The 12,467-nt window shown below is 48.1% G+C and carries 9 protein-coding genes; 1 reads left to right on the top strand and 8 read right to left on the bottom strand.

Annotated elements, in window-relative coordinates; translation table 11 throughout:
• Window positions 1-101: 101 nt before the first annotated feature.
• Window positions 102-1,907, top strand: a complete 1,806-nt coding sequence (typA, locus tag FUA23_RS09000; protein WP_147930406.1) for a translational GTPase TypA — start codon at window positions 102-104, stop codon at window positions 1,905-1,907.
• A gap of 132 nt (window positions 1,908-2,039) precedes the next feature.
• Here typA and FUA23_RS08995 read toward each other — a convergent pair whose 3' ends face one another.
• The 8 genes from FUA23_RS08995 to FUA23_RS08960 all read right to left on the bottom strand — a co-directional run bounded on the left by FUA23_RS08995 (window position 2,040) and on the right by FUA23_RS08960 (window position 12,188).
• Window positions 2,040-2,627, bottom strand: coding sequence for a carboxymuconolactone decarboxylase family protein (locus FUA23_RS08995; protein ID WP_147930405.1), 588 nt, complete (start codon window positions 2,625-2,627; stop codon window positions 2,040-2,042).
• Window positions 2,628-2,845: 218 nt separating this feature from the next.
• A complete protein-coding gene (locus tag FUA23_RS08990; RefSeq protein ID WP_147930404.1) occupies window positions 2,846-3,697 on the bottom strand; it encodes an SDR family oxidoreductase in 852 nt (283 codons plus the stop codon).
• Window position 3,698: 1 nt separating this feature from the next.
• On the bottom strand, window positions 3,699-3,902 hold the full coding sequence (locus tag FUA23_RS08985; protein WP_147930403.1) for a hypothetical protein: 204 nt from the start codon (window positions 3,900-3,902) through the stop codon (window positions 3,699-3,701).
• Between the two features lie 43 nt (window positions 3,903-3,945).
• Window positions 3,946-4,575, bottom strand: a complete 630-nt coding sequence (locus FUA23_RS08980) for an O-methyltransferase (RefSeq protein ID WP_147930402.1) — start codon at window positions 4,573-4,575, stop codon at window positions 3,946-3,948.
• Window positions 4,576-4,905: 330 nt separating this feature from the next.
• Window positions 4,906-5,784: an AraC family transcriptional regulator gene (locus tag FUA23_RS08975; protein WP_147930401.1), complete on the bottom strand. Its 879-nt coding sequence runs from the start codon at window positions 5,782-5,784 to the stop codon at window positions 4,906-4,908.
• 267 nt (window positions 5,785-6,051) lie between these two features.
• A complete protein-coding gene (gene arsB / locus FUA23_RS08970; protein WP_147930400.1) occupies window positions 6,052-7,116 on the bottom strand; it encodes an ACR3 family arsenite efflux transporter in 1,065 nt (354 codons plus the stop codon).
• 389 nt (window positions 7,117-7,505) lie between these two features.
• A complete protein-coding gene (locus FUA23_RS08965; RefSeq protein WP_147930399.1) occupies window positions 7,506-9,116 on the bottom strand; it encodes a RagB/SusD family nutrient uptake outer membrane protein in 1,611 nt (536 codons plus the stop codon).
• Window positions 9,117-9,134: 18 nt separating this feature from the next.
• Window positions 9,135-12,188, bottom strand: coding sequence for a SusC/RagA family TonB-linked outer membrane protein (locus FUA23_RS08960; RefSeq protein WP_187270944.1), 3,054 nt, complete (start codon window positions 12,186-12,188; stop codon window positions 9,135-9,137).
• Between the last annotated feature and the right edge of the window lie 279 nt (window positions 12,189-12,467).

The following is a 12,467-nucleotide window of genomic DNA, read 5'->3' as shown; positions in this document are numbered from 1 at the left end:
ATAATTTATTTTACTGCTTTCTAAATCATAAACCCGTATCTTTGCGGCCTCTTAGCGCAGATTTTCCAGCCTGGAAGTAGTGGCTGAGTTAAAAAGTCTATATGAAGTCCATAAGAAACATTGCCATCATTGCTCACGTAGACCACGGTAAAACTACCCTGGTTGATAAAATGCTCCTCGCAGGTCAGTTATTCGGCGACCACGAGCGGCCCGGTGAGCTAATCATGGATAACAATGATCAGGAACGTGAGCGTGGCATCACTATCCTGGCCAAGAACGTCTCCATTAACTATAAGGGAACGAAGATCAACATTATTGATACCCCTGGTCACGCCGATTTCGGTGGTGAGGTTGAGCGCGTTCTCAACATGGCCGACGGTGTACTCTTGCTCGTTGATGCATTCGAAGGTCCTATGCCTCAGACCCGGTTCGTAATGGACAAGGCGCTGAAACTCGGCCTTAACCCACTCGTGGTAGTTAACAAGGTTGACAAGCCGAACTGTACGCCGGACGAAGTGCACGAAATGGTATTCGACCTGATGTTCAGCCTCGACGCTACCGAAGAGCAGCTCGACTTCCCTACCATCTACGGTTCTGCAAAGAACGGCTGGATGAGCACCGACTGGCGCAAAGAGACCGATTCGATCGTTCCCCTTCTCGATGCTATCCTCGAGCACGTTCCCGAGCACCAGGCAGAAGAAGGTAACACTCAGATGCTGGTTACCAGCATTGAGTTCAGCAAGTACATCGGACGGATGGCCATTGGTCGTCTCAACCGTGGCACCCTGAAACAAAACCAGTCGCTGACGCTCATTAACCGTGAAGGTGTTGAGACCCGCGCTAAAGCACGTAACCTTTACGTATACGAAGGTTTCGGCCGCGTAGAAGTGGAAGAAGTACAGACCGGAGATATCTGTGCTGTGTTCGGTGCCGAAGGTTTTGAAATCGGTGATACCATCGCTGATGCCGAGAACCCCGAAGCACTGCCTACCATCGCCATCGATGAGCCGACGCTGAGCATGACTTTCACCATCAATGACTCTCCTTTCTTCGGTAAAGAGGGTAAATTCGTAACGAGCCGTCATATTCACGATCGCCTGCAGGCCGAACTTGAGCGCAACCTCGCGCTGCGCGTAGAGAACACGGACAGCGCCGATACCTTCCGGGTTTACGGTCGTGGTGTAATGCACCTTTCCGTACTCATCGAAACGATGCGTCGCGAAGGATACGAACTCCAGATTGGCCAGCCACAGGTAATCATGAAAGAAATCGACGGCGTTAAGCATGAGCCCGTCGAAGAAATGACCATCGACCTTCCTGAGAGTATGTCTGGTACAGCCATCAACATGGTAACCCAGCGTAAGGGAATGATGCTGAGCATGACTCCAAAAGGCGACCGTGTTGTTCTTGAATTCGAAATCCCATCTCGTGGTATCATCGGTATGCGTTCCAATATGCTGACCGCTACTCAGGGTGAGGCTATCATGACGCACCGCTTCAAAGAATTCCAGCCGCACAAAGGAGAAATCCCGGGGCGTATGAACGGATCTTTGATTTCTATGGAACTCGGTAAAGCCATTCCTTTCTCTATTAACAACCTTCAGGATCGCGGCCGTTTCTTCGTAGATGCTGGTGAAGAGATTTACGAAGGTCAGGTAATCGGAGAAAACAACCGTGCCAACGACCTGGTAATCAACGTTACCAAGACTAAGAAGCTGACCAACATGCGTTCCTCCGGAGCGGACGATAAAGCCCGCATCGTTCCCCCACGGAAGTTCACGCTGGAAGAAGCGCTGGAATACATCCAGGGCGATGAATACGTAGAAGCTACTCCTGAATCTATCCGCTTGCGGAAGATTCTCCTTCGCGAAGCCGAGCGTAAGCGTGGACACAAAATCAACATGTAGCCATGTATGTGAGGCTTATGGTTTCACATTAAGTTGCTTATAGAACGGCCCGCTCTCCTTCTCGGAAAGCGGGCCGTTTTTGTTGGGGTTGGGTGGAAAGCACCTCAAGCAGTGGTTATTACGCCTGCTCCACTACCCTTTCAGTTTTTTTACCCTGCTCTCACGGATGAATTTTCGGATGTACCGGATAAACCAGGGTACCGAGTAGCCTCTCTTCGTCAGGTGGACAGCCCCAAGTTCGTACATGTTTTTGTCGCCTTTGATGCCGTGTCCGTCGAGCAGCCTGTTGTAAAAGTTGAATAAGGCCCCTACGCAAATAGCATCTTGAAGCCCCTTCTCGCTCCAGCCAGCAGCAAAGACGGCCTGAGCATCCTCTTCTACAATTTTACTGGGGCTCAGTGTCAGCTTCTTTATGTACTTGAGAAGTTGCAGAAATTCAGGAGATACATCTGCCTGGTCAATATTGGTGATCAGGTCTACAATAAGTCTTTCATCGATACCGAAATTCTTGGCGACTTCAGTGTGGATGCCCTGGCAGAAGTTGCACTCGTTGAGGCCGGAGACGTAAGCAGCAATTATTTCACGTTGGGATACGCTCAACGACGACTTGCCACGTAAAATCTGGTGGGAGAACTTATCCAGAGATGCAAACCTTTTTCGGTCGCGGAATGTGATATCAGTAATGTCTGAATACTCGTCCAGGTAGCTAAAAAACGGCATGTATTGTATGGGTTATGAAGGTCAGAGACGGAAATCAGGCAGCCAAAGGCTCCTGATTAACCTTTCAAAGATAGCTTCTCAAGGCCTGAATTGAAGGCCCGTCAGAAACCTTTCGACAACTCCTCAATAGAACATACAATTCACCGGACGCATCCTGGGGCAACAATTCGAAATAGAACTCACGAGATTGAGATTCCCCTTGCTACGGCCTACGCCCGTTAATGTCCCTTCTGGAAATTAGCGATCATCTCTTCAGGTGACAGATGAGGCCTGCCGGCAGCTGTAGAATAATCGGAGGCTACGTCGTTCACCCCCAGTTGAATCCCCTCGTAGATGCCCGCTATTACGCTTCCAATAAATTCGCCGAGGGCTGCCTTACGTTCTTTTGCGTAATCTGACACGGAAACGGGGTGATATGAGAGGTCTGATCCGTAAGCAGCATTGAGAAGTTCAGCCAATTCAGCCTGAGTAATCGATTTGCCTGCCAGATTGTAGATTTGTCCGTTATGCTTCTCTTCGAGAAGCATCTTGGTGTACGCATGCCCTAACTCCGGTCTACTCGTGTAAGCACACTTCCCGTCACCCGCACAGTTACGGATTTCACCTTCTGCCACATACTGATCAACATACTCCAGGTCCGGCTCTATATATATTCCATTGCGTCCGATGGACCACTGCAGGCCGGAAGCCTGAATATCTTTCTCCGTTTGTCGGTTGCTCCTGACGACCTCGCTAAACGATGTTTTGTTTTCGTCGCCTACAATACTGGTGTAAACGATTTTACTTACCCCGTTTTGCTTCGCGGCCTCAATCACATTCCGGTGTTGCTGAATCCTCTTCTGCGGATCGTCCATTCCGGAAACCAGAAGAACGGCATCAACTCCCTTTAACGCCTGGTTGAAGTGCTCCCGGCTGTTGTAGTCTCCCTCACGGGTTTCCACGCCAAAATGACTGGCTTTCGCGGGGGTCCGCGCAATGGCAATCACCTGGTCTTTTCCGATTTCGTCGATTAGTTCTTTAACGATGGCTCCGCCGAGCTGTCCGCTGGCTGATGTTACTGCGATTTTCATTTTATTGGTTGTTTTTCGATTTAATGGAAGCCAATTCTTGCTCCAGGGCCTCAGCCTTCTCTTTGAACTTCTGCATCGCTTTTTTGAGTTGTCCCACCTTCAGGATGACTTCGTCATCCTGAAGCGCTTCGTAAGTTAGGGTTCCATCCTTTTCTTTGATCTTTGATTTACTGCCACAAGTAGGGCAGGTTGCTATTTGACTCATATTATAATTGATTTAGGCCTGCGTTGCGGGTCTGCTCCGTTGTTCAGGCAAGAATAGTGATGATTACTACCTTCCCGTTGAATTCGGGTTGGAGGTGATATTTTTTGCTTTCAGCAATTGTCCTCAGAAAGGCTTTTGTATCCGCCATATCAGCGTTGTCTACGTACACGACAGTTCCCGACCTGAAATTACCTTCAAGTATTCTGAACAGGGGCAGGTACAATTCTTTCCAGCCATCGAGGAATAAGAGATCAATTGGCTCATTGAAGTCTCTTAAGGTTTCAAGGGCGTTACCAACTCTTACTTCAATTAAATCTTCGACTCCCGCATTCCGGAAATTCTCTTTGGCTTTGCTGGCCTTCGAAGCTATGAGCTCTGTGGTAACAATTCGTCCGCCCGTGCTGGAAACGCCCTTGGCGAGGTACAAGGTGGATATCCCGAAAGAGGTTCCGAATTCTACTACAGTACGCAAGTTTTTAGCCCTGATGAGCTCAGTCAGAGCTTCCCCCTGCTTTTTAGAGATAGAGAGATATGCATCTTTGAAGTCTTGCGGCTTCATAGGCCTGAACACACTCCGGCTTGCACCCTTTAGCATTTTGATATGGTCGAATCGAGCATCATGGTGAAGTTCCGTGAGGACGCTATCGATCTGAACTGATTTATTTACGGTCATGGTAATTGTCTTTGAATAAGGCAGCACAGCAAATGAGACCGAATTCCCCGATCAACTCGGGAAAAGATTACTATCCTCCTACCCTTACCGGGCTACCCGGGCTCCGGGATAAAATGACAGCTGCTGCACGATTCATTATTTCTTTGGTTATTTGGTACAGCAAAACTATGGGCTTTCTCCGCCTGAACTGCTATCAAAGCGACAGCAAAAATGGTAAAAGTGGAACCGTCTTGCTAAAATGGCCGTTGGTGTCTACGGATCAGAGTCACGTCCTGATCCGTAGTTACGCGCTCCCGGCAAGAACGCGTACAGGGCTTTGACGAGTTGAAATCAGACTGCTCTTCGAAACTTGAGTGGTGTGGTCTGCGCGTTCCTTTTGAAGAACTTAACCATGTTGGCCGAATCTTCAAACCCGGTTCTGTAGCTGATTTCTTTCACCGACAAAGAAGTAGAAACCAGATAACGCTTGATCTCCATGGTGACAAAGTCGTCGATAAATGCTTTTACAGTCTTGCCGGTCAATTGCTTAACTACATCGTTGAGGAATTTGTAGGAAATCAGCAGTTTAGAGGCATACGCTCTCGAGTTCCGGGTGAACTCATAGTCCGTTTCCAGTAAGTCCTTGAACGAATTGAAGATTTCCAACCATTGCTTTTTAGCACCGCGTCCGGAGTACATTTCTTTTGTTCTTTCAGCCTTTAGCAATAGAACGTGAAGCAATGTGCGCAGCATTTCAGCTTTTGCAAAGCTGTTCGGAAACTTGAATTCGCGGTACAAATGATCCGCAATTTCAGAAAAGACATTTTCCTCGGGCTCATTCGTTCGAATTACGGGAGATTCAATATGATAATTGAAAAGCCGGTTAAACTTCCGGTTACCGGACAAGAGGTAATACTCTTCCATGAAAGTGCTGCTGAAAATAATCCCGTAGCCTTCGGCTTCAGTTAGCTTTTCAGTAAAATGATGGACCTGGTTCTTCGCTATGAAAATAGCACTTCCCGGCGCTAACGCGTAGTCATTGAAATCGACAAAATGGGTGTAGCTGCCTTCGGTTACTACAAGAACCAGGTAAAACTCTATTTTATGCGGCGCGAACGGATTGTGGTCTTTCGATTGAGATATTTTCCTGAACAACTGCTCGAAAGTCATCACCTCAATCTGCAGCGACTGGCTTGTATTAAAAAGTATCTTCGGGATTTCTTCTTCCATTCCTCACCAGTTTCAAGACGTTAACCTTGCCCGGCATCCAATCATCCTGTTGCGAGGATACCTGAAGCACTGCTTTTGGTTGACTGGGGTATACGCTTTGCTGCTTGTTATTTGCCCGCATTTGGTTCCTACAGGAGCGCAGACGTCCGTCCACTCGTGCAAACTGTACGTATCGGTCACTTTAAATTACAGCCTGCCCACCAGATAACAAAACAAGAGTACTTTTCTGAAACGTATTAAAATTAATACGGCTCCATTCCTGGCTCTTTACTCCGGAGAATTTTGGCCTTTAACCGTGTTTCCGTAATACTTGTCGCGTAGCCAGAAAGAAACACGCACCAACAGAATCAGCGCCGGCACTTCTACGAGTGGACCAATCACTCCGGCAAAAGCCTGGCCTGAGTTAAGGCCGAATACCGCAATGGCGACTGCGATCGCCAATTCGAAGTTATTCCCGGCCGCAGTAAAGGCCACCGAAGCAGTTTTGTCGTATTCCGCTCCGGTTGCTTTGGTGAAGAAGAAGCCGATGATGAACATCAGCGTAAAGTAAATCAGCAGAGGAACAGCTATGATCAAAACGTCCATAGGGATCTTAACGATCAGTTCCCCCTTCAGAGAAAACATAACGACGATGGTAAAAAGCAGAGCTATTAGTGTTATGGGCGAAATGAATGGAATGAAAGTTTGAGTATACCACTCTTCTCCTTTGAGTCTCACCAGAATCAATCGGCTCAGGATACCCATCACAAACGGGATTCCGAGATAAATCGCAACGCTTTCTGCGATCGTAACCACCGAAATGTCTAGGATAGCCCCTTCGAAACCGAAGTAAGGGGGAAGAACAGTGATAAAAACCCATGCGTAGAAACTGTAGGCAAACACCTGAAAAATACTATTCAATGCCACCAAGCCCGCACCGTATTCGGTACTTCCTTCGGCCAGGTCATTCCACACCAGAACCATCGCAATACAACGGGCCAGACCGATAAGTATCAGCCCGACCATATATTCAGGATAGTCGCGCAGGAAGGTGATTGCCAGCAGAAACATTAACACAGGTCCTATTATCCAGTTCAGGATCAATGAAATTGAGAGAATCTTCACGTTTCTGAACACCTTGGGCAACAGCGAATAGTTGACCTTTGCCAGCGGTGGGTACATCATCAGAATCAAACCGATAGCGATTGGAATATTAGTCGTTCCGCTACTGAAAGAATCGATAATACTCGGGAAAGAAGGTATGAAATAACCTAGTCCAACGCCTATTGCCATCGCGACGAATATCCACAGCGTCAAATTCCTGTCGAGAAAGCTTAGCTTTTTAGTTGCCATGTTTATTTTTTAAAAGTCCGGTTGCAGCAAGATTATAAAAAAGACCAGGCGCGATAATCCTCCAGAATCAGAATTCCTGTCGCTCCTGCCTTATGTTTTTTTGCTTTGTTGAAAGCAACGTGAAAAGGCATTCATTGTTTCATTGCAATATTACAATCAATAATTGAAAGCTCAAAACGCTGTTCGACCAGAACGTGGGCGACAAGCTGTATCCGTTGGGTAGGGCGTCGGAATTTATGGTGGTTCATCGGGCGCGGTCGCAGGTGCAGACCTGCTTTTTGAGGAGCCGGCACCTCCCTCTACAAACAGAATTGTCGCTTTCCTTCCCGTAATTTACCATTCCAGGGAAGAAAAGCGACAATTCTCAGGTTCAGCTCCTTGTTTCGGGTCTAGTAGCCGTCATTCTGTGGGTAACCCGGGCCCAGGAGGTCCAGGTCAATTTGCGCGATCGGCCAGTTGATGTAGTGAGATCGCCAGTTGGTCCGTGGATCTTTCTCACCGAGGTTATCGGGGAAAAATTCTCCGTCTCCCGCAAAGCTGGTAATCTGCCGGTCAATGACCTCCTGCCCCATTCTTTTCAGGGTGAACCATCGTTGACCTTCAAAGGCGAGTTCCCGCGCACGTTCATCCAGAATGGCCTGTTCGTCCACAACTGTGAGGGGGGCAGCATTCGCCCGTTCTCTTACGGCATTGATGTAGGGCAACGGATCACCGGAAGACCTCATGATCGCCTCCGCAGCGATCAGGTAGGTTTCGGCCAACCTGTAAACCATGATGTTGCTCCGGTTAAGGTAAGAGTTGGGGTTATCGTCTTCCTGAGCAAATTTGATACAGGACGGATGCTGCCGCTGGTAATACCGGGCGAATGTCGGACTCGGATTGTCCAGATCAGTGATTGGCGCATAGTCATCTACTTGTTCACCAATCCGATCCCCGGATGTGTAGTAATATTTCAACCTGAAGTATGTGTTGTCGTCCCTCGTATCATTCGGGTCATCGGCCAGCAGTCCCTGAAGGTAAAGGTTCGGCAGAATACGCGAAAAACCGCGGCCACCCTGCTCTGCATTAGCTTCTATACCCGCAATCTGGAAGTATTGGGTTACGTAATTGGCATTGAGCATAGTATTGTTGCCACCGCCAAGCAGATCGTCCTGAGCCTGGATGACAAACAGGGCTTCGGAGTGGTTTCTGTCGCCGTCAAATACTGCCGCAGTACTGGAAACCAGACTGTGTGGACTGTCCGGACTTTCGATCACGTCCAGTGCCTGGCTCTTGGCTTCCTCCCAATCACCTTCCCACATCGCCACCTTGGCTTTGAGGTGTTTAGCTGTTCCTTTGGTGACACGGCCAAAAACGCCGGTCCACTCCAGGTGCTCGACGGCAAAGTCAAGGTCACTGTTCAACAGCGCAAATATCTCTTCCTCCGAAGACTTATCGTTTACGACATCGAACGCATTGTCTACCGTAACCGTCTCCGTCGTAACGTAAATGTTGTTGAACATCCGGTACAGGTAGAAGTAAGAGTTAGCCCTGAAGAACCGAGCCTCTGCCAGAATGGTATTTCTCGCATCTTCATCGATGTCTTCAATCGCCTCAGCAGCGTTGATGATTTCTGTAGCTTTATTGGTAATGTTGTAAAAGTGCTTCCAGAACAAAGAAGAGACAAAATTTGCCCCCTGGTCTACCGGCGAAACACCTCTTTGGTACCTGCCCATAAGACCTGTATAACCCGTCCGGCTGAAAGCAAGATCACTTCTGGACGACATCAGCGTAGCACCCATAAAATCTTCGGTGCTCTGATCATACCGGTCTCTGTTGAATTTGTACAAGCTTACTACACCAGATTTCAGGCCTTCCTCAGTAGTATAAATATAGTCTGAATCAATCAGCGTACTTGGTTGTTCCTCGAGGAAGCTCTCGCAGGAAGAAAGACTAATGACCAATGCCAGAGATAACACCAACAGGCCTTGGGTTCGCGCGCGATACATTAAAGTATTCATAATTTAATTATTTTAAAATTAAAATTTAGCTCTCAGGCCGACGGTAAAACTTTGAGCGTCAGGGTAGCCGGTGTCTGCACTGGAGAAGGTACTTCTGATATTTACCTCCGGGCTGTATCCAAGGTAGTCGGTGTCGGTGAACAGGTTGGTACCCGTCACGTATACTCTCAATTGCTCCATGCGCAGTTTTGAAGTGAGGGCATCCGGCAGGCTGTAGCCCAGGCTTACCGTTCGCAGACGTAAATACGAAGCGTCCTTAACCGCAAGTGAGTTAAGGTAAAGTGGCGTTGCGTCAAAGTTCGCTCTCGGGAACTCACTGGAGGGGTTCTCCGGAGTATAGTAGTCTACCCGAATACCATTCAACTTACCTGAAATGGTTCCTCCGTTATTGAAGTCGGATAAGAAAGGATTGACTTTCGTTGCGCCGCTTACTGCGTAGAAATCAACAAACAGATCGAAGCCTTTATAGGCTAAAGTGGTAGAGAAGGAACCGAACCAATCCGGGTTCGGATCAATAAATACCCGATCCTCAGGAGTGATTTTACCATCAGGTATGCCAGTTCGGTTTCCGTCCGCATCAACGCCGTTGGTGTCCTTGATTCTGATGTCACCCGGCCGCAGGTTCTCCTGCGTCAGGATAGATTCGGGGTTGGCCTGCGGAGCACCGTCGAAATCATCTCCTTCCTGGAAGATTCCGTCAAACTCATACTGGTAGATTGCGCCAACGGCCTGCCCAACGAAATAGTTATACGTATCGTCTTCCAGGATTGGGTTACCATCACCGTCGTCGTACAGTTCAAGAATCTTGTTCTTGTTGTTCGACCAGTTTGTGGACACTGACCAGCTGAAATCTTTTTTGTTGATGATGTTCGCCGTCAGGCTAAGCTCAACTCCCTTGTTCTGCAGTTCTCCTGCGTTGAAGAAGGTGTACTGATAGCCCGTCGTAGAGGGTACTCCGCGCCGCAGAAGCAAATCAGTTGTTCTGGCGTCGTAGTAGTTGATGTTACCCTCGACAAACCTCTTGAACAGCGAAAAGTCAAGCCCGACGTTGAATGTCGTTATCCGCTCAAACTTCAAGTCCGGATTGGGCAGAATCACCGAAGGAGAATAGCCGGATGCAGACTGTTGATCGAAGATGTAGTTTTGTCCCTGAGCTGTAAAGAGCGAAGTATAGGCGCGGCCCAAATCGTTTACGAGTGAACCATAGCTTGTCCTGAACTTCAATTCCTGAATAGCATCATTACCGTCTAAAAAATCTTCATTGTGCAGTTTCCAGGCAAATGAGCCGGCAGGGTTGATGCTCCACTTATTATCGGCAGAATTAACCGATGCTCCGTCCGCCCTGGCGGTGAACGTGAAGAGATACTTATTCATCAGGTTGTACCGCGCCCTTCCCATAAAGGACGCCAGTCGTTGTCTGTTTTTGTCGCGTACTACAGATACGTTTCCAATGGCGTTCGTAATTCCGTCGTAGCCCAGACTTTCGTTAGTGAAGCCCTGCCCTTCCGTAAATGTTCGGCTGAACTGGTTTTCCTGTGCAGACTGAACCAGGGTCAGGTTGACGATGTGGTTGTAGTTGAATTCTTTATTGTAGGTTAGGATATTTTCTACCAGGTAAGACTCTCTCAACTGGTTGTTAATTCTTGCAATCCCGTTCACATCATCGCCCGCAGAACTCAACGACGATTGGTATTGTCCACCTTCAATGTTCCGCCGGGTGAAGTTTGTCTTCAACTGGTACATAAGGTTTTTGGTGATTTGCCAATTAGGGGTAACATTAATCACAAAATCGTTCCCTTTGGTATCGTTCGACTGCTCTCTCAGGTTCCAGAGAGGGTTAATCGCCGAGAGCTCCTCTCCACTCGGAAACTGGGTCAGGTCACCGTTGGCGTCATAGGCAAGGCCCAAAGGAGAAGTAGTGATTACATTCACGTTTGCCGCCCTTTCCGTATCGTCATTCAACATGTTCAGGTCGAAGTTGACGGAGAACTTATCGTTCAACTGCTGGTCCACGTTCAGGCGCAATGTTTTGCGGGTGTAACTGGAAGTAGGAATAATTCCGTCCTCTTTAAAGTAGTTGAGGCTACCGAAGACCTTTGTCTTTTCTGAGCCCCCGCTGATACTGATCGCATGACTGTTTACCATGCCCTGATCAACCAATTCATCTTCCCAATCGACAAATTCATTGTTTGCGATAGACGCCAATTCCAGTTCCGAAAAGATGTCGGAATCCGGAGAGTAGACATCATCGGCATTGGTAGACCTTACTGCCTCGCGTCTCAGCTGTGCAAATTCCTGACCACTGTAAACGTCGAAGTTTCTTTCCAGCGACTTAGTGGAAAGGTAACCGTGGTAACTCACACTTACCTTACCTGCTTCACCGCGTTTGGTGGTGATCAAAACCACACCGTTAGCGCCCCGTGAACCGTAGATCGCCTGAGCCGAAGCATCTTTAAGAAACTCGATGGATTCGATATCGTCAGGGTCGATATCCTCAATGCCCCCGTCTCTGATGATACCGTCAACAACGTAAATAGCGCTCACATTGCCTTCAATGGAACCACGGCCTCTAAAGATGATATCCGACGTTCCGCCAGGCCGGAGGCTTCCGCCACCTACATCTACCTGGAGTCCGGCGATGCGCCCGCGCAGCATCTCGTTCACGTCCGAAGTCGGCGTTAAAACTGCCCGATCCATTTCCGCGGTAGCAACAGCATTGACGATGTCGCTCTTCTTCTGGGTACCGTATCCTACAACCGTTACGAGATCGAGTGTACGATCATCAGCGACCAAAGCAATGGTCAGCGGAGAAGAAGCACCCACAATTTCCTGCGTAATGTAGCCAATATAGGACACCTTGAGGGTTGCGCCATCTTCATTAAGACGTAGGGAAAAATTACCATCAACATCCGTTATTGTGCCGTTGGCAGCCCCTACTTCCTGTACGGTTGCTCCAATCAACGGGCCTCCGTCCTCTAAACCGACAACAGAACCCGTAACTATTGATTGTGCCTGCAGGTGAGAAATCCCCCCTGATAAAGCGAACAGGAACAAGGTTAAAACCCTGATCATTCTAAAAAGTGATCTTTGTTTCATGTTATATGTATCTAGTGTTTCGTTTCAGAAAATCAAGTGCCGTACACTAAGTACATGCTCGTATTTGAATTTTCGAACGCAACATTAAGGCCGCTGACACCACATTAGTACTATCAGCTTCCAGGAATTAATCAGTGGTCAATTTCGGTTAAAACAGTTAACATTGCCTTTAAAAAATATGTAATTTATTCTCTCACAATCCCTAGCTATTCCTAATAAGAAATAGCGCCGGTTAAATCAGAGGAATCATGCTCA

It is taken from the genome of Neolewinella aurantiaca (genome assembly GCF_008014675.1).
GTDB lineage: Bacteria > Bacteroidota > Bacteroidia > Chitinophagales > Saprospiraceae > Neolewinella > Neolewinella aurantiaca.
Note: the sequence above shows the minus strand (reverse complement) of the source record. Positions and strands in the feature narration are given on the sequence as shown.